At 61.1% G+C, this 18,200-nt stretch carries 19 protein-coding genes; 13 read left to right on the forward strand and 6 right to left on the reverse strand.

The window, feature by feature from the left end; all coding sequences use genetic code 11:
- On the reverse strand, nucleotides 1-633 hold the full coding sequence (locus CO660_RS09475) for a LysE family translocator (protein WP_097598485.1): 633 nt from the start codon (nucleotides 631-633) through the stop codon (nucleotides 1-3).
- A 165-nt stretch (nucleotides 634-798) separates the two neighbouring features.
- On the opposite strand from CO660_RS09475, the gene radA reads away from it, so the two are divergent.
- The 4 genes from radA to CO660_RS09495 all read left to right on the forward strand — a co-directional run bounded on the left by radA (nucleotide 799) and on the right by CO660_RS09495 (nucleotide 5,445).
- Entirely contained in the window at nucleotides 799-2,199 is a 1,401-nt protein-coding gene (gene radA / locus CO660_RS09480) for a DNA repair protein RadA (RefSeq protein WP_097598486.1), read from the forward strand.
- 89 nt (nucleotides 2,200-2,288) lie between these two features.
- Nucleotides 2,289-2,903 carry a CvpA family protein gene (locus CO660_RS09485; RefSeq protein ID WP_085777628.1) on the forward strand — a complete coding sequence of 205 codons (615 nt, stop codon included), beginning with the start codon at nucleotides 2,289-2,291 and terminating at the stop codon, nucleotides 2,901-2,903.
- 232 nt (nucleotides 2,904-3,135) lie between these two features.
- Complete coding sequence (purF, locus tag CO660_RS09490) at nucleotides 3,136-4,626, forward strand: amidophosphoribosyltransferase (protein ID WP_097598487.1); 1,491 nt, start codon at nucleotides 3,136-3,138, stop codon at nucleotides 4,624-4,626.
- Between the two features lie 78 nt (nucleotides 4,627-4,704).
- A complete protein-coding gene (locus CO660_RS09495; protein ID WP_097598488.1) occupies nucleotides 4,705-5,445 on the forward strand; it encodes an SDR family NAD(P)-dependent oxidoreductase in 741 nt (246 codons plus the stop codon).
- A 9-nt stretch (nucleotides 5,446-5,454) separates the two neighbouring features.
- Here the strand turns inward: CO660_RS09495 and CO660_RS09500 are convergent, their stop codons facing one another.
- Complete coding sequence (locus CO660_RS09500; RefSeq protein ID WP_097598489.1) at nucleotides 5,455-6,204, reverse strand: GH25 family lysozyme; 750 nt, start codon at nucleotides 6,202-6,204, stop codon at nucleotides 5,455-5,457.
- A 319-nt stretch (nucleotides 6,205-6,523) separates the two neighbouring features.
- Here CO660_RS09500 and cysS point away from each other — a divergent pair, with 319 nt between their 5' ends.
- The 8 genes from cysS (at nucleotide 6,524) to rarD (ending at nucleotide 13,551) form a co-directional block, all read left to right on the forward strand.
- Complete coding sequence (gene cysS / locus CO660_RS09505) at nucleotides 6,524-7,900, forward strand: cysteine--tRNA ligase (protein ID WP_097598490.1); 1,377 nt, start codon at nucleotides 6,524-6,526, stop codon at nucleotides 7,898-7,900.
- A 49-nt stretch (nucleotides 7,901-7,949) separates the two neighbouring features.
- The gene (locus CO660_RS09510; RefSeq protein ID WP_097598491.1) at nucleotides 7,950-8,318 is read left to right on the forward strand and encodes an endonuclease domain-containing protein; all 369 of its coding nucleotides are present in this window, start codon (nucleotides 7,950-7,952) and stop codon (nucleotides 8,316-8,318) included.
- Nucleotides 8,315-8,791: a GFA family protein gene (locus CO660_RS09515; protein ID WP_097598492.1), complete on the forward strand. Its 477-nt coding sequence runs from the start codon at nucleotides 8,315-8,317 to the stop codon at nucleotides 8,789-8,791. The genes CO660_RS09510 and CO660_RS09515 overlap by 4 nt, the downstream gene beginning before the upstream one ends.
- The gene (locus tag CO660_RS09520) at nucleotides 8,788-9,273 is read left to right on the forward strand and encodes a GFA family protein (protein ID WP_097598493.1); all 486 of its coding nucleotides are present in this window, start codon (nucleotides 8,788-8,790) and stop codon (nucleotides 9,271-9,273) included. Before CO660_RS09515 ends, CO660_RS09520 begins: the two co-directional genes overlap by 4 nt.
- Entirely contained in the window at nucleotides 9,270-9,746 is a 477-nt protein-coding gene (locus tag CO660_RS09525) for a GFA family protein (RefSeq protein ID WP_097598494.1), read from the forward strand. The genes CO660_RS09520 and CO660_RS09525 overlap by 4 nt, the downstream gene beginning before the upstream one ends.
- A complete protein-coding gene (pip, locus tag CO660_RS09530) occupies nucleotides 9,743-10,705 on the forward strand; it encodes a prolyl aminopeptidase (protein ID WP_097598495.1) in 963 nt (320 codons plus the stop codon). Before CO660_RS09525 ends, pip begins: the two co-directional genes overlap by 4 nt.
- 176 nt (nucleotides 10,706-10,881) lie before the next feature.
- Nucleotides 10,882-12,495, forward strand: a complete 1,614-nt coding sequence (cimA, locus tag CO660_RS09535; RefSeq protein ID WP_097598496.1) for a citramalate synthase — start codon at nucleotides 10,882-10,884, stop codon at nucleotides 12,493-12,495.
- A 138-nt stretch (nucleotides 12,496-12,633) separates the two neighbouring features.
- A complete protein-coding gene (gene rarD / locus CO660_RS09540; RefSeq protein WP_097598497.1) occupies nucleotides 12,634-13,551 on the forward strand; it encodes an EamA family transporter RarD in 918 nt (305 codons plus the stop codon).
- A 34-nt stretch (nucleotides 13,552-13,585) separates the two neighbouring features.
- Here the strand turns inward: rarD and CO660_RS09545 are convergent, their stop codons facing one another.
- The 3 genes from CO660_RS09545 to CO660_RS09555 all read right to left on the reverse strand — a co-directional run bounded on the left by CO660_RS09545 (nucleotide 13,586) and on the right by CO660_RS09555 (nucleotide 16,501).
- Nucleotides 13,586-14,518: a hypothetical protein gene (locus CO660_RS09545; RefSeq protein WP_097598498.1), complete on the reverse strand. Its 933-nt coding sequence runs from the start codon at nucleotides 14,516-14,518 to the stop codon at nucleotides 13,586-13,588.
- An 89-nt stretch (nucleotides 14,519-14,607) separates the two neighbouring features.
- Nucleotides 14,608-15,615, reverse strand: a complete 1,008-nt coding sequence (locus tag CO660_RS09550) for an alpha/beta fold hydrolase (RefSeq protein WP_097598499.1) — start codon at nucleotides 15,613-15,615, stop codon at nucleotides 14,608-14,610.
- Complete coding sequence (locus CO660_RS09555) at nucleotides 15,608-16,501, reverse strand: MBL fold metallo-hydrolase (RefSeq protein WP_097598500.1); 894 nt, start codon at nucleotides 16,499-16,501, stop codon at nucleotides 15,608-15,610. The genes CO660_RS09550 and CO660_RS09555 overlap by 8 nt, the downstream gene beginning before the upstream one ends.
- Nucleotides 16,502-16,588: 87 nt before the next feature.
- Here CO660_RS09555 and CO660_RS09560 point away from each other — a divergent pair, with 87 nt between their 5' ends.
- Nucleotides 16,589-17,524: a LysR family transcriptional regulator gene (locus tag CO660_RS09560; protein ID WP_097598501.1), complete on the forward strand. Its 936-nt coding sequence runs from the start codon at nucleotides 16,589-16,591 to the stop codon at nucleotides 17,522-17,524.
- 38 nt (nucleotides 17,525-17,562) lie between these two features.
- Here CO660_RS09560 and CO660_RS09565 read toward each other — a convergent pair whose 3' ends face one another.
- Entirely contained in the window at nucleotides 17,563-18,186 is a 624-nt protein-coding gene (locus CO660_RS09565) for a TIGR00730 family Rossman fold protein (RefSeq protein ID WP_097598502.1), read from the reverse strand.
- Nucleotides 18,187-18,200 lie beyond the last annotated feature (14 nt).

The following is an 18,200-nucleotide window of genomic DNA, read 5'->3' on the forward strand; positions in this document are numbered from 1 at the left end:
TCACCGGCCGCTCAGGGCTAGGCGTACACCAAGCCCGACGAAAAGCGCGCCCAGGCCGCGATCGAGCCATCGCCCGATTTTCTGGTTGCGCCTTAGCGCATCGGCAAGGCGCCCTCCGAGAAATACAAGCGGCGGCTCGATAAAGGCGGCGACGGCGATGATGAGCCCGCCATGAAGCATCAGCTGCGCCCATGCCGGCCCCGCACCCTCGACGACGAATTGCGCCAGGAATGCCAGGAAGAATATCGCCACTTTCGGATTGAGCAGCGACACCAGTATCCCTTGCCGATAGATCCTTGCCCCCGGCATTTCCTCACCAGTCGCGTTCATCGGGCCGTTGTCGCAGCCGCGCAGAGCCTGAATGCCCAGCCAGACGAGATAGGCAGCACCGAGCCATTTGACCGCAGAGAACGCCAGGGCAGAGGCGGCGAGCACGGCGGAAAGACCCAGTGCCGCCATCAGAACGTGCAGGCAGGCGCCTGACCAGACGCCGAACAATGCGGAAAAACCGGCGCGTTTCCCGCCTCTCATCGTATGGCCGAGGATGAAGGCGATGTCCGGGCCTGGCGAGAGGTTGAGCAAAATCGCCGCCGACAGAAATGCAAGCCAGTGCGCGAGCGAGTAGTCGAACATCTTCACCGTTCCTGATGATCAGAGGCGAAAAGCATAGGCACCGCTAGGGCTGATGGGGAAATCATTAGTTTTGATCCATTGCGATAGCCATTATCTCGGACACGACAATGATTCGGTGAAGCTTTCGACGGCTTCATTTGTGGAACGCGACTGAAAGAAAGATTGATGGCGAAGGCGAGGACACAGTTCATCTGCCAGAATTGCGGCGCGGTTCACAACCGCTGGGCCGGCAAATGCGATAATTGCGGCGAGTGGAATACGATCGTCGAGGAAGACCCGATGGGCGGCATCGGCTCCGGTCCCGGCAAGACGCCGAAGAAGGGCCGGCCGGTGGCTCTGACGGCGCTGTCGGGTGAGATCGAGGAGGCGCCGCGCATCCATACCGGCATGTCGGAACTCGACCGCGCGCTTGGCGGCGGTTTCGTGCGCGGCTCGGCGGTTCTGATCGGCGGCGATCCCGGCATCGGCAAATCGACGCTGCTGATGCAGGCCGCCGCCGCCCTTGCCCGGCGCGGCCATAAGATCATCTATGTCTCCGGCGAGGAGGCGGTGGCGCAGGTCCGCCTGCGAGCGCAGCGGCTTGCCGCCGCCGATACCGACGTGATGCTGGCGGCCGAAACCAATGTCGAGGATATTCTGGCAACGCTTGCCGAGGGTAAACGCCCCGATCTCGTCATCATCGATTCAATCCAGACCCTGTGGAGCGAACTGGCGGAGTCCGCGCCGGGAACGGTGACGCAGGTGCGCACCGGCGTGCAGTCGATGATCCGCTTCGCCAAGCAGACGGGTGCGGCCATGGTGCTCGTCGGGCATGTGACCAAGGACGGGCAGATCGCCGGGCCACGCGTCGTCGAACACATGGTCGATGCCGTGCTTTATTTCGAAGGCGACCGCGGCCATCACTACCGAATCCTACGCACGGTCAAGAACCGCTTCGGCCCCACCGACGAGATCGGCGTCTTCGAAATGTCCGACAGAGGGCTACGCGAGGTCGCCAACCCCTCCGAACTCTTCCTCGGCGAGCGCAATGAGAAATCACCTGGCGCGGCCGTCTTCGCGGGCATGGAGGGCACCCGCCCGGTGCTCGTTGAAGTGCAGGCGCTGGTGGCGCCGACATCGCTTGGCACGCCGCGGCGCGCCGTGGTCGGCTGGGATTCAGCCCGGCTGTCGATGATCCTGGCGGTGCTGGAGGCCCATTGCGGCGTCAGGCTCGGCCAGCACGACGTCTATCTGAACATCGCGGGCGGCTACCGCATCTCCGAACCGGCGGCCGATCTCGCCGTCGCCTCGGCGCTGGTTTCGTCGCTTGCCGGTATTGCCCTTCCCGCCGATTGCGTCTATTTCGGCGAAGTCAGCCTGTCGGGCGCCATCCGGCCGGTTGCGCACACCGCCCAGCGCCTCAAGGAAGCCGAGAAGCTGGGCTTTTCCGCTGCGCTGCTTCCTTCCGCCTCCGCCGAGCTGCCGAAGGGTTCCGGCGGGCGATGGAGCGAGGTCGAAAGCCTGCCGGATCTGGTTGCGCGCATCGCCGGGTCCAAGGGAGCGCTGCGTGTGGAAGACGAGGTTTGATCCTTTCATTGCCGCGAATGGTAATGTTATAGGAGGCACACGATAAGGCCGACACGGCCGCCGAGCGGCAGTCCTGGAGTTGAATTTTCATGCCCATTACGATTTTCGACGGTATTGTCATCGGCGTCGTGCTCTTCTCCGCCGTGCTGGCAATGGTCCGCGGTTTCTCGCGCGAGATCCTTTCGATCGCGAGCTGGGGCGGTTCGGCCGCCGCCGCCTACTACCTCTATCCGTACCTGCTGCCCTATGCGAAGAAGTACACCGATGACGATCGCATCGCGATCGCCGGTTCGGCGGCGGTCGTCTTCCTGATCGCGCTCATCGTCATTTCCTTCATCACCATGAAGATTGCCGATTTCATCATCGACAGCCGCATCGGCGCTCTCGACCGCACCCTCGGTTTCCTGTTCGGCGCGGCCCGCGGGCTGCTGCTGATGGTCGTTGCCGTCGCGTTCTGGAACTGGCTGGTCGATGTCGACCACCGGCCGGCCTGGGTCAACGAGGCCAAATCGAAACCCTTTCTGGATTCGATGGTCGTGAAGCTGAAGGCGGTGCTGCCGGAGCAGTTTGCCCAGATGATACAGGCAAGCTTCCGTGATAAGATGCAGCCGGCACAGGGCAGCGAAGGCGCCACGCCGCCGGCGGCCGATCAAGCGCCGGCGGACGACGCGCCCGCAGGTGGCGCGCAGCAGCCGGCGAATTGACACAGTGTTCAGCAGCTTGACTCGCCTCGCGGCAATTGCCATTTGAGCGGGACGTGAAATAAGGGTCCGGCCGGGCATTCCAGCTCCGCCGGACCTAAGCCGTTTCTGAGCCCGCTGAACGGGCTTTGAAGCAGATGTCGTTCAGCACGAAGCTCTCGGAAACCTGCGAGATTTCCGGTATCGTGCTATTGGTAATGCCGATCCATTCTTGTGAGAGCAGAGGCCCGCAGAAATGAACCAGTCCCATTCCTTCCCAATCGACGATCCGCTCGACGGAGATACGCTGCATGAGGAATGCGGCGTTTTCGGAATTCTGGGACATCCCGATGCCGCGGCTCTCACGGCTCTCGGGCTGCACGCCCTGCAGCACCGCGGACAGGAGGCAGCCGGCATCGTCTCCTTCGATGGCAAGCGCTTCTATCAGGAACGCCATATGGGGCTGGTGGGAGACCACTATACCAATCCAATGACGCTGGCCCGCCTGCCCGGCAGCATAGCGATCGGCCACACACGCTATTCCACGACAGGCGAAGTAGCGATGCGCAACGTGCAGCCGCTGTTTGCCGAACTGGAAGAAGGCGGCATCGCCATCGCCCATAACGGCAATTTCACCAATGGCCTGACGCTGCGCCGCCAGATCATCGCCACCGGCGCCATCTGTCAGTCGACATCCGATACCGAAGTCGTCCTGCATCTCATCGCCCGCTCGCGCCATGCTTCCACATCCGACCGCTTCATCGACGCCATCCGCCAGATGGAAGGCGGCTATTCGATGCTCGCCATGACCCGCACGAAACTGATTGCCGCGCGCGATCCCACCGGCATTCGCCCGCTTGTCATGGGTGAACTCGACGGCAAGCCGATCTTCTGTTCGGAAACCTGCGCGCTCGACATCATCGGCGCCAAGTTCATCCGCGATGTCGAAAACGGCGAGGTCATCATCTGCGAAATCCAGCCTGACGGCTCGATCAGCATCGATGCCCGCAAGCCGAGCAAGCCACAGCCGGAGCGTCTCTGCCTGTTCGAATATGTCTATTTCGCCCGTCCGGATTCGGTCGTCGGCGGCCGCAACGTCTATACGACGCGCAAGAACATGGGCATGAACCTTGCCAAGGAATCGCCCGTCGATGCCGATGTCATCGTGCCGGTACCGGATGGCGGCACGCCCGCGGCTCTCGGCTATGCGCAGGAAAGCGGCATCCCCTTCGAATACGGCATCATCCGCAACCACTATGTCGGCCGTACCTTCATTGAGCCAACGCAGCAGATCCGCGCCTTTGGAGTCAAGCTGAAGCATTCCGCCAACCGGGCGATGATCGAAGGCAAGCGCGTGGTGCTGGTCGATGATTCCATCGTGCGCGGCACGACGTCGCTGAAGATCGTGCAGATGATCCGCGAGGCCGGTGCGCGCGAAGTCCATATCCGCGTCGCAAGCCCGATGATCTTCTTCCCGGATTTCTATGGGATCGATACGCCCGACGCCGACAAGCTGCTCGCCAACCAATATGCCGATGTCAAAGCCATGGCCAAATATATCGGAGCGGATTCGCTTGCCTTCCTGTCGATCAACGGACTTTACCGCGCCGTCGGCGGCGAGGACCGCAATCCGGCCCGCCCGCAGTTCACCGACCACTACTTCACCGGTGACTATCCGACCCGCCTGCTCGACAAGAACGGCGAGTCCATGGGCAACAAGCTTTCGATGCTTGCCAGCAACGGCTGAGCCGCTGCCGCTTTGACTTTCGCTTCCGAGGGGCCTATTGCGCCCCTCACCTTTGCAAGCAAATCCGGAACCGGACAGATGAACATCAATCTTGAGGGCAGGATCGCACTCGTCACCGGTGCGTCGCGCGGCATCGGCTACTTCACAGCCCTTGAACTTGCCAAGGCCGGCGCTCATGTGATCGCCTGCGCACGCACGGTCGGCGGACTCGAGGATCTCGACGATGCCATCAAAGCCGTCGGCGGCAGTGCGACCCTCGTGCCCTTCGACCTTGCCGATATGAATGCGATCGACGCACTCGGCGGCTCGATCTTCGAGCGCTGGGGCAAGCTCGATATCCTCGTTGCCAATGCCGGCGTGCTCGGCGTCATTTCGCCGATTGGCCATATCGAGGCGAAGGTGTTCGAGAAGGTGATGACGATCAACGTGACGGCGACATGGCGGCTGATCCGGTCGGTCGATCCGCTGCTCGCCCGCTCGGATGCCGGCCGCGCCGTAATTCTGTCTTCAGGCGCCGCCCACAAATGCCGTCCCTTCTGGGGCGCCTATTCCGCATCAAAGGCCGCCGTCGAGGCGCTGGCGCGCACCTGGGCCGGCGAGAGCCAATCGACGCCGCTGCGCATCACCAGCGTCGATCCGGGCGCAACCCGAACGGCGATGAGGGCGCAGGCGGTGCCCGGCGAAGATCCGCAGACGCTCCCGCATCCCACCGAAGTGGCGAAGGCGATCCTGCCGCTGGTCGGTCCCGGTGTGACAGAGACGGGCAAGCTGTTCATCGTGCGCGAGAATAAGCTCGTCGACTACCGCCTGCCGGAATAAACGGACGTTTCAGTTCGCGGCAATGGCCGGGAACAGATGCGCGACACCTGTTTCGGCGGGGCATAGGACATTGAGGTCCACTGGTCCTCGGATGCCGTTCACAGCGCCGTTGTCGGCAAATTGCCAGACCGACCAACGACTGCAGCCTACCTGCGTTGGCTCCTTGAACACGCTTCGAAGCCAAAGGTAATGCTCGGGGAAGCGAGCCTCGTTGCCTTTCAGATACTGATCGAAAAATTCCTGCGTGACGTAGAAGATCGGCTTTTCCGGGAAGATGCCTTTCAGCTCGGTGACGAAGGCATTGACCTCCGTTGCCATTTCTTCGACCGTCGGGACCTTGTTGCAATTACCGACAAATTCCAGATCGATGGCGATCGGCAGGGTTCGCGGCGCCTTCGGCACGGTGGCCAGGACATTCTGCGCCTGATCCTTGCCCGGGCGGCAGAAGGTAAAGAAATGGTAGGCGCCTCTCACCAGCCCTGCATCTCCGGCACGTTGCCAGTTCTCGGCGAACCTGGAATCCTTGTGATCGCCGCCTTCGGTCGCCTTCATGATTGCGAAACGCACGTTCGGCTGGGCGGCCACCGTCTTCCAATCGATGTCGCCCTGGTGATGGCTGACATCGATGCCTTGGATCGGATAACGCGACAAGGTCGGATTGTTGAAGCGAAGCATGCCGAAATCGTATGCGAAATATGCGGCCAATGCGACCACCAGAATTGCAGCCGCACCGATCGTCCATCGAACAACGCTTCCCAATCATTCCTCCCGTATTTTCAGCAGCTTCCGAACCGGCTATACGCGATTTGCGCCACGAAAATGGCAGACGAGCCTCAGGGGATGCAGCGCATCGGATAGGTCGCTCGAGTTGCCACCGATCCTCCCCTCCCCCTCTTGACCAAACGCCATTCCCGCGCCATAAAACGCGGCATGAAAACGGTTATCTGCATTATCTGCGGAAAGATTATTCGCTAGCGCACGCGCTGGCCTGGCCGTTTTCGTCTCCCCAATTGTCAAGATGCGAAACGCCCCGGCCTGCCGGTCGCGATTTTTCTGATCGTGCATTTGGGAGAGTGAAATGGGCGGCACGCCGGAACTGAAGCTGTACAACACGCTGACGCGGGAGAAATCGGTCTTCAAGCCGATCGATGCCGAGAACGTCCGCATGTATGTGTGCGGCCCGACGGTCTATGATTTCGCCCATATCGGCAATGCCCGCCCGGTCATCGTCTTCGACGTGCTGTTCCGGCTGCTGCGCCATCTCTATGGCGAAGATCGAGTCACCTATGCCCGCAACATCACCGACGTCGACGACAAGATCAATGCGCGGGCGCTGAGAGATCATCCCGGCCTGCCGCTCAACGATGCGATCCGCGCGGTCACCGAAAAGACCGAGACGCAGTTTCACGCCGATGTCGCCGAACTCGGCTGCCTGGAGCCGAATGTCGAGCCGCGCGCCACCGATAATATCGCAGAGATGATCCAAATCATCGACAAGCTGATCGGCAACGGGCATGCCTATGTGGCGGCAGGCGAAGTGCTGTTCGACACCAAATCCATGGCCGATTACGGTCAGCTTTCGAAGCGGCCGCTCGACGAGCAGCAGGCCGGCGCCCGCGTCGCCGTCGATGCGCACAAGAAGAATCCGGGCGATTTCGTGCTCTGGAAGCTCTCGAGTCATAACGAGCCCGGCTGGGAGAGCCCCTGGGGCCGCGGCCGGCCGGGCTGGCATATCGAGTGCTCCGCGATGAGCAGGCGTTATCTCGGCGATGTCTTCGACATTCACGGCGGTGGACTGGACCTGATCTTTCCGCATCATGAAAACGAGATCGCCCAATCGCGCTGCGCCCATGGGACCGAGGTGATGGCGAATGTCTGGATGCACAACGGCTTCGTTCAGGTCGAAGGCCGCAAGATGTCGAAGTCGGAGGGCAATTTCGTCACCATCCACGATCTGCTCCACACGGAAACCTTCGGCGGCCGCAGATGGCCGGGCGAGGTGCTGCGCCTTGCCATGCTGATGACGCACTACCGCGAACCGATCGATTTCTCGATCAAGCGGTTGGAAGAGGCCGAACGCCTGCTCGCCAAATGGCCGACCTCGGAGGCCGGCGATGCCGCAGCCGATGACAGCGTGCTGAACGCGCTGGCCGATGACCTCAATACCGTCGCCGCCGTGCAGGCGCTGCATGCGCTGGCGCAATCCGACAACGATACCGTCTTCGCCGCAAGTGCGGCGCTCCTCGGAGTGCTGCCGAAGAAAGTGGAGCTTGACGAAGCCTTCGCAGCGGCAGTCGATGCGCTAGTCGCCATGCGCCTCGAAATGCTGAAAGCGAAGAACTTCGCCGAGGCCGACAAAGTTCGCGACGAATTGACCGCGAAAGGCATCCAGTTGAAGGACGGCAAGGATCCGGCGACCGGCGAGCGGGTGACGACGTGGGAGGTCAAGCGGTAGAATGGATTGGGTGGCAGAGGGGGGTGTAGCCCAGAGCGAGTGGCTAAATATGTCGCATACACCAGTTCCGCCGCAGCGGCGGGCGAATTCCAAGCGTATGCGCAAGGCTATGACTGATGCCGAATTAAAGCTCTGGAACGAACTTCGCGCCCATCGCCTAATGGGTCTTGGCTTTCGCAGGCAGTTGCCGATTGCGGGCTATATCGTCGATTTCGCATGCCCCAGCCATCGGCTTATCGTGGAGGTAGACGGCTCGCAGCATGCCATTGCCGAAAATGCCTTCTACGACGACATCAGGACTGAGCGCCTAAAGGCAGATGGCTGGACCGTCCTGCGCTTCTGGAATGACGATATTCTCCGGGATCTGGACAATGTATGCAGCCATATCATCCGCACCATCGGAAAGGACCTGCCATGACCACCTACACGGGCGGATGCCAGTGCGGCGCCATCCGCTTTCGCGTCAGCGGCGACCTCAAGGATTCGTCGATCTGTCATTGCCGCATGTGCCAGAAGGCGTTCGGAGCCTATTATGCACCGCTGGTCTCGGTGCGCGGCGCCGATTTCGAATGGACGCGGGGGGAGCGCAAAAGGTTTCGCTCGTCGAATTTCGTCGAGCGTGGTTTCTGCGGCGATTGCGGCACGCCACTGACCTATGAAGCCCCGGATGGGATGGCGATTGCGGCGGGCGCGTTCGACGATCCGTCGCAGCTGCCGCCGACCGTTCAATGGGGTTTGGAAGGCAAGATCGACTTCGTCGATCATCTGCACGAACTGCCGGGAGAACGGACCGAGGCGGATCTGACGGCGGGCTCCTTCCTGCACGAACTGATTTCCTATCAGCACCCCGACCACGACACGCCGGTCTGGCCGCCGGAGGAGCGCACTTGACGCACGAGACGAGACAGACCGGCGGATGCCAGTCCGGCGCGGTTCGTTATCGCGCGCTGGGCGAACTCGGTTATCCCCATATCTGCCACTGCCGCATGTGCCAGAAGGCGGCCGGCAATTATTTCCTGCCGCTTGCGGCGGCCAAGCGCCAGCATTTCGAACTGACGCGCGGCGATCCCAAGTGGTTCCGCTCCTCCGATCTCGTCCGGCGCGGCTTCTGCGGCGATTGCGGCACACCGCTGTTCTACGATATTCCCGAAGAGGATTTCATCAACATCGCACTCGGCTCGCTTGATGATCCCGATGCGGTCAGGCCCGTAATGCAATCCAACACTGGCCGCAAGATGTCCTGGTTCCACGCACTCAACGGGCTGCCGGTGGAGGCCGAGCCAGATACGCACGACCGCGAGAACGCGATCGCCGCAAGCAATCATCAGCACCCGGATCACGACACTTCCCATTGGCCACGGAGAATTCCATGACGGATAAGATCAAAACAGGCGGATGCCAGTGCGGCGCCGTGCGCTTCCGCATATCAGGCCAGTTGGGACGGCCCTCGATCTGCCATTGCCGCATGTGCCAAAAGCAGTTCGGCGGCTTCTTCTCTGCACTCGTCACCGCACCCGAAGAAGGCATGGAATGGACGCGCGGCGAGCCGAGCTATTTTCAATCCTCGGTCAATATCGACCGCGGCTTCTGCAGCAATTGCGGCACGCCGATGACCTATCGCCATCCAGGCGGGCTGGAGCTTGCGATTGGCACCTTCGACGACCGCAGCGATCTCGCGCCGCAGATCCAGGTGAATTATGACGCCCGGCTGCCATGGGTGGAGACGATCTTCGATGCGCCCGCGCACAAGGACCCGGATTTCTATGCCCGACAGGAGGCGATCATCTCCTTTCAGCATCCCGACCACGACACCCAGGCCTGGCCCGCAAAAGGCGTGAAAATATGACCGAGATCCTGCGCACGCTCTATCCCGAAATCGAAGCCTATGCCTCCGGCCATCTCGATGTCGGCGACGGCCATGTGATCTACTGGGAAAGGTCGGGAACGCCCGGCGCCAAGCCCGCCGTCTTCCTGCATGGCGGCCCGGGCGGCGGCTTCTCGCCCGCCCACCGCCGGCTTTTCGATCCCGCTCTCTACGATGTCATACTGTTCGACCAACGCGGCTGCGGCAAGTCGACACCGCATGCCGAACTGAATGCTAACACCACCTGGCATCTCGTCGCCGATATCGAGCGCCTGCGCGAAATGGCCGGCGTCGAGAAATGGCAGGTGTTCGGCGGCTCCTGGGGCTCGACGCTGGCGCTCGCCTATGCCGAGACCCATCCCGAGCGCGTGTCCGAACTCATCCTGCGCGGCATCTACACGCTGACCAAAGCGGAGCTCGACTGGTACTACAAGTTCGGCGTGTCGGAAATGTTCCCCGACAAGTGGGAGCGTTTCGTCGCTCCCATTCCCCCGGAAGAGCGGCATGAGATGATGCATGCCTATCATCGCCGTCTGACTCACGAGGACAGGAACGTGCGCCTTCAGGCCGCGCAGGCCTGGAGCATCTGGGAAGGCGAAACGATCACGCTGCTGCCGGAGCCTTCCACCAGCGGCAAATTCGAAGAGCCGGAATTCGCTTATGCATTCGCCCGCATCGAGAACCATTTCTTCGTCAATGCCGGCTGGATGGACGAGGGACAACTGATCCGCGATGCCGGCAGGCTCAGGGATATCCCGGGCGTGATCGTGCATGGGCGCTACGACATGCCCTGCCCTGCCAAATATGCCTGGCTGCTGCACAAGGCCTGGCCGAAGGCGGAGTTCCATCTGATCGAAGGTGCGGGCCATGCCTATTCGGAGCCGGGAATTCTCGATCGGCTGATTCGGGCGACGGATAAGTTCGCCGGGAAGCCGGACTGATCATTTGGGGCAGCCCCTCACCCTAGCCCTTTCCCCGCTCGCGGGGAGAGGGGACGTGCCCCGCGATACGGTGCGGCATTCCCCTTCTCCCCGTCAGAACGGGGAGAAGGTGGCGGCAGCCGGATGAGGGGCAGCATCCGCAGTACAACAACACCCGCCCGTCGGGAGGAAACGACATGAAAGAACGCATCTACCTCTTCGACACGACCCTCAGGGACGGGCAGCAGACGCCCGGGATCGACTTTTCCGTCGAGGACAAGATTGCGATCGCCGCCATGCTCGACGAGTTCGGCCTCGATTACGTCGAAGGCGGATATCCCGGCGCCAACCCGACGGACACCGCCTTCTTCAGCGAGAAGCGCACCCGTCAGGCAACCTTCGTCGCCTTCGGCATGACGAAGCGGGCAGGCGTTTCGGTCTCGAACGATCCCGGCATCGCCGGGCTGCTGCAGGCCAAAAGCGACGCCATCTGTTTCGTCGCCAAGAGCTGGGACTATCATGTCGCCGTGGCGCTCGGCTGCACCAACGAGGAAAATCTCGAATCCATCGCCGAAAGCGTCAAGGCGGCGGTCGGCGCAGGCAAGGAGGCGATCGTCGACTGCGAACATTTCTTCGACGGCTTCAAGGCCAATCCGGCCTATGCGATCGCCTGCGCGAAGACGGCCTATGAAAGCGGCGCCCGCTGGGTCGTGCTCTGCGACACCAATGGTGGGACGCAGCCGCCGGAGGTGCGTGCCATTGTCGAGGCGGTGATCGCGGCCGGCGTGCCCGGCCGCTGTCTCGGCATTCACGCTCACAACGATACCGGCCAGGCCGTTGCTAATTCGCTTGCTGCCGTTGAAGCCGGCGTCCGGCAGATCCAGGGCACCTTGAATGGCATCGGCGAGCGCTGCGGCAACGCGAATCTGGTGACGCTGATCCCGACCCTGGCGCTGAAAAGCGCCTACAACACCCGCTTCGAAACGGCGATCGACGAGGAGAGGCTGCTCAACCTCACCCGGCTCTCGCACGCCTTCGATGAGCTCCTCAACCGCTCGCCGGATCACCAGATGCCTTATGTCGGCGCCTCTGCCTTCGCCACCAAGGCCGGCATTCATGCTTCCGCTCTGCTGAAAGATCCTCGCACCTACGAACACGTGCCGCCGGAAAGCGTGGGCAATTTCCGCAAGGTCATGGTCTCGGACCAGGGTGGCAAGGCGAACTTCATCAATGCGCTGAAGCGGCGCGGCATTATCGTCGCCAAGGACGATCCGAAGCTCGATCTCCTGATCTCGATCGTCAAGGATCGTGAATCGATCGGCTATGCCTATGAGGGCGCGGATGCGAGCTTCGAACTTTTGGCGCACCGCACGCTCGGCACGATCCCGGAATTTTTCACCATCGAAGGCTTCCGCGTGATGATCGAGCGCCGCTTCGACAGTCTTGGCCGTGTGAAGATCGTCTCGGAGGCGGTGGTCAAGATCACCATCGATGGCCAGACGCTGATGTCGGTCGCCGACGCCGAGGGTCCGGTCAACGCGCTCGACCTGGCGCTACGCAAGGATTTCGGAAAGTACCAGCACGAGATCGACGATCTGGTGCTCGCGGATTTCAAGGTGCGCATCCTCAGTGGCGGCACGGCGGCAATCACCCGGGTTCTGATCGAATCCACCGACAGCGACGGTGTGCGCTGGTGGACGGTCGGCGTCTCCGAGAACATCATCGACGCTTCGTTCCAGGCGCTGATGGATTCCGTCATCTACAAGCTGATGAAGAACCGGCAGCTGGCGGGGAAGATCGCGGCGGAATAAGTCTCTGCCGCCGGGATTCGTCCACCGCTCGGGTTTTCGCTTCAAATCCTCTCAGCCTTCGTTCAACGAAATGAATTGGCCTATTCACGGCGCTTAAGCTAGGCCGGATCAGAAGAAGAACAAAGATGGAAACACCCGATGTCGACCGATGCAACCGTTCCACTGGCCAAGAACGAAGATAGTCCGCGCGGTTTCGCTTTCGCACTGACCGCATATCTGCTCTGGGGCTTCCTGCCCTTCTACATGAAGGCGGTGGCACATATTCCGCCGGCCGAAGTCATTGCCCACCGCATCGTCTGGTCGCTGCCGCTGGCCGGCATCGTGTTGGTCGTGCTCGGACGCACGGCGGACATCCGCGCAGCATTGCGCTCGCCGCGCATGCTGGCGATGGGCGCCTTGACCGCATCGCTGATCACCGTCAACTGGGGCACTTATGTCTGGGCGATCGGCGCCGGCCATTCGCTTGATGCAGCACTAGGCTATTTCATCAATCCGCTGTTCAGCATTTTCCTCGGTGCGGTGCTGCTCAAGGAAAAGCTGCAGCCGCCGCAGATGGCAGCGATCGCGCTTGCGGCACTTGCCGTCGCCATTCTGGCCCTGGACAGTGGTGGCATCCCCTGGGTGGCGCTGACGCTTGCGGTCAGCTGGGGTTTTTATGCCTTGCTGCGCAAGACGCTGCCGCTCGGACCCAATCAGGGCTTCTTCCTCGAGGTTCTGATCCTCAGCGGCCCCGCCCTCGTCTACATCCTCTATCTCGAATACGGCAACGGACTCGGCCATTTCTACCGTACCGGCCTTGCCGATACGACCCTACTTCTCGGCTGCGGTGTCATCACCGCCGTGCCGCTGATGATCTATGCCAACGGCGCCAAGCTCCTGAAGCTCTCGACGATCGGCATCATGCAGTATATCGCGCCGACGATGATCTTCCTGATCGCCGTCTTCGCCTTTCGCGAGCCGCTCGGCACGGCGCGGATGATCGCCTTCCCGCTGATCTGGGCGGGGCTGTTCCTCTATAGTTGGTCGATGCTGAAGGGAAGCCGCGGAAGGATGTAGCCGTTACGCTCATCGCACGCCCGAGCGCCTTGACTCAAAGCCAGGATAGCAGCGCAGTGCGGGCGAGGATTCCGGCCAATGCGCTGAAGACGGCGACGCCTGCGACCGAGCGGAGCGCCGGCACCGAAGCGACAAGGATGGAGAGGCCGGGAAGGTCGAGAGGGTTTAGCAGAAATGCGGATCCGCGAATGATTTTCTCAGGCGGAAGGCTCAGTTGCTTGTGGGCGTCGATTAACAGCGTGACCGCTGCGCTCGATCCTGCCAGACACTTTGTGAGGATGAACAGGACATCCTGCTGCGAGGCGCCGAGCAGCTGAAGCAATGGCTGCGCAGCCGACGTGACGGCCGAAAGTGCGCCTGTGCTCTGGGTAAGCCTTACCAGAGCAAGTGAGATCACGAGCATCGGCAGGATCGCAGAAATGACGCCAATGGCATCCGCGCCGCCGCGATTGATCGCAGCCAGCAGATCGCGCCTTGCGACGTCGTGGTCATCCGCCCTGTCGCAGGAACAGATCTTTCCGGGCAAGGAACGGCGTCCAACGATCCAACAGGCGAGAGTGGACGCAACGAGCGCTCCGCAAATGCCGTTTACGATGATCCAACCCGGATCGACCCCGAGGCTTGCGAGCGGAAAACTGGCATTCGCCGGCGCGGCCGCAAGCACCGCGGCAAAGGCTGCGGCAATAAATTTCTCCGATCTTCTTTTGTGCGCCATCAGCGACAGGGCGGCGATCGGGGCAGCCGAACTGACGAGGCTGAGCTGGATGATTGCTAGGGCCCCGAAACCGTCCAGACCGAAAAGTCTGAAGAGCGGGTTGGCCTTGTCGGCGATCGATCGCAGTGCACTTACGCCCTCGAGGTAGCGCATCAGCGAAAACGTCACGATCATGAGCGGCAAAAAGGTGAAAATCGCGATGTCGACGGCACTTCGTCCGGCATCCAAAATGGCGGTGATCAGAATTGTCATGGGAACGACTGGTTGATGGCCGTGAACGCGGCCGGCTTGAGGGAGGAAGTGGGCTCCGGATGCACTCCCGGAGCCCTGTCGTTCAGACTCTATTCCGGTTTGAATGCTTCATCGAAGAAGTGGGCGATCTCGGAATAGGCCTGCATGCGGTGGCTCTCGATGAGGGCGAGATGCGTTGCCTCCCCGATTTCTACCCATCGCCTGTAGGAGGCGCCGGTCAGTTGCTCGAAATAGGCCCGTGCCAGGTCAAGCGGAACATCGATGTCCCATTCGCCGTGCAACAGCAGCACCGGCGCGCGAATCTCGCTCGGCCGATAATAGGGGTTTCCAGCTCTCCAATAGGTTCGGATGTCCTGGATCGGCCCGTTGGTGGCTCGCAGTCTGCCTAGCTCCCTGTCGGCCTGCGACGTCTCCTCCGAGAGGGTCAATTCGGCCCAGAGGTCGAACCAGCCCTCGGGCACAAGACGTTCACGCGCGTATTCGGGTGCGGTGCCCAGCCAGCGCGCCAGCGCCGCATGGACCGGAACAAGCCTGTAGGAGCCGAGGGCGCCACCCTGATCGATGGGGATGGGAACGTCACTCAGCCATTGCGGCGCGAGCAGTGCCAGCTTGACGACCTTGTCTGGGTTGCGCGCAGCATATGCGCCGGCAACGGTACCGCCCCACGACATTGCGAAGACGTTGACGGCCCTCAGGCCGCGAAGCCGGAGAACGAAATCGACAGCCGTTGCGAAATCGGCGACGCCGGTGTCGGTGGCGACAAGCGGCAGGTTGAGATCGGGGTTCGCCTGCATTTCCGGCGGGCGGGTTGATTTTCCATAGCCCCGGACATCGACCGCAAAGACATCGAAGCCCCGATGAGCGAGGAAGTCGATGAAGGACATCCCGTTGAAGGGTACGTCGTAGAGACTTCCGGACGAGAAGGTCGCCCCATGCACCATCACGATTGTTTTCTCCGCGAGAAAGTCTTCGTGCCCCTTCTTTCGCTTATTGCGGAGATAGAGCTTGATGCCTTCGGTTCCGCTGTCGATGTAATGCTCCTCGAATACGATCTCGCCGCGGTCAAAAGCTGAAGATGCAAGATTGTTCTTAGACATAGGACCACCTGAATTTTTCGCCGTCGCGGGTGACATATCCGGCAGACGAACCGGGGAAATGGGTGGAGAAGTACAGGGCGCGATTATCGGCTGCCAGTTCGAGGACGCGGCGTCTCGACTGGGCAGCCTGATCCAGGAATTCGCAGAAGACCGTGTTGAGGTCGGGCCGCTCCACCTGGATCGGATGGTGCGTGACATCTCCCGCGAAGATTGCCGCTTGATTGTCCGCTTCGAGCAGAACGGACATATGGCCGATGCTGTGGCCAGGCGTCGGCAGGAAGGTAAATCGATCCAGGAAAGGACCACCTGCGCCGTCGATGACATCGGCAAGCCCCGCCTCGATCACAGGCCGCACGCTGTCTTCATAGACGCCGGCACTCGGAATGTTGACGTCGTTGTGGCTAGCCGTCGACGCGTAATATTCCTGCTCGGCGCGCGGGAAGACGTAACGCGCATTTTTGAAAGTGGGGATCCATCGTCCGTCCTCGAGCACGGTATTCCAGCCGGAATGATCAACGTGAAGATGGGTATTTATGACGAAGTCGACATCTTCGGGCTCTACACCCGCCTGACGCAGCCTGTCGAGAAACGGAATGGTCTGATGATGGAAGCCGGGATTGCGCGGTCTTTCCTTGTCGTTACCCGAACCCGTGTCGATGAGGATGACGTGGTCGGGCGTCATGACAAGCCAGCTGTGAATGCTCACCACAAGGGCATCGCGGCCCTCTTCCATATCGACGGCGGAAAGCCGCGGCTCGACAGCCTTGATCTCTTCAGATCCGGCAGTCGGGTAGAGAAACGAGGGCGAGACGTTGTGCAGATACTGCTCCTGCACTTTTCTCACTGTCGCGCCGGCAATACGATATTCCTTTCCAAGATCGCTCATGGAACTTCCTTTCGAGTTAAGTTTGGAACGGGGACAGCGCTGTGATGCCTATGGACAGTAGGGAAGATTCATGCAACGATCAAATCGATGAACGAAATTGTCTCCATCGATCATTTCAATTTATGGTCTTTCGACCTCAACCTGCTCGTGGCCTTCGACGCGCTCATGAAGGAGCGGAGCGTTACGAAAGCTGCTGTTCGCCTGAAAATCCAGCAGCCTGCCATGAGCCACAATCTCGGCACTCTCCGTACATTGCTTCAGGACGAGCTGTTCGTGCGTGTCGGCCAGGTCATGCAGCCGACCCACCGGGCGCTGCGTTTCGCCGAAGCGGTGGAGCAGATACTCAGCCGCACCCAGCAGGCAATCGTAACGCCTGCGTCCTTCGAGCCAGGACAAGCCGAGCAGATATTTCGCATCGGCTTTTCCAGTGAGCTTGAGGTGCTGCTTGTGCCGCGTCTCGCCGCTGTGTTGAACGAGATAGCCCCCGGTATCAAAGTGCTTGCGCGAGCGGTCGGCCCCGAGCTTGTCCACAAGCTTCTGGACGACAACATCATCGACCTCGGCGTCGGCTGCTATGATGACGGCAACAACAGACATCGGCGGAGCCTGCTGTTCGAACAATCGCTGATGTGTTGCTACAATCCGAAGCTTCTCGATCTTCCCGAAACTTTGGACCGCGACAGCTATGTCGGGCTCAAGCATGCCCTGGTTTCACAGAAGGACGCCATCGAAGGATGCATCGATGAAGCCTTGAAGCGGATCAGCGTGCGACTCGACGTGTCGGTGGCTGCGCCGGAATTCCTGACTGTGCTTACCGCTGTCCTCGAAGCGCCTCTGATCGCGACCCTGCCGACCAGAATCGTGAAGCGGTATGCGGGCCTGTTCGGCTTGGCGATCACCGAGGTTCCCCTCGATCTAACGGTAAGCCCGATATCGATGGTCTGGTCGGCGGCAAGCGACAATGATCCCGCCAACCGATGGATGCGATCTCAGGTGACGGAGCTTGTTTCCGCCTATAGCTGAATAGAGAGAGGCTGGTCGGTGCCAGGCTCCTGCCCTGCCTACATTTTGGAGATCACCTCGTCCTCGCCGTCGCGATCGGCGGCAAGCTGGGCTGCCTGAGCCATGATCGCCGGAATGATGCCGGCGACATCGTCGACAACGAGCGGCTGCACCCGGTGGGCGGTGTGCAGGAAGCCTTCGTCGGTCATATGACGCATCAGCTCCATCATCGGATCCCAAAAGCCGTTGATATTGGCAAAGACCATCGGCTTTTCATGACGGCCGAGCTGCGCCCAGGTCATGATCTCGACGATCTCCTCCAGCGTGCCGATGCCGCCGGGCAGCGCGACGAAGGCATCGGAACGCTCGAACATCGTATGTTTGCGCGCGTGCATGTCAGGGGTTACAATAAGTTCGTTGAGCTGACCGAGCGAATGGCGAGTCGCTTCCATATCGATCAGGAATTCCGGGATGATACCCGTGACCTGACCGCCGCCTGAAAGCACTCCGCTCGCAACCGCGCCCATGATGCCTTTGGTACCTCCGCCATAGACGAGGCGCAGGCCGTATTCGGCGATCTCTCTTCCGAGAGCACGCCCGGCCGCCATGTGGGAAGGATCGCGTCCCGGCCTTGAGCCGCAGTAAACGCAGATGGATCGAATCGATACAGATTGTTCGGTCATAGGGCAAAACAACT

It is taken from the genome of Rhizobium sp. L9 (assembly GCF_002531885.1).
Taxonomy (GTDB): domain Bacteria; phylum Pseudomonadota; class Alphaproteobacteria; order Rhizobiales; family Rhizobiaceae; genus Rhizobium.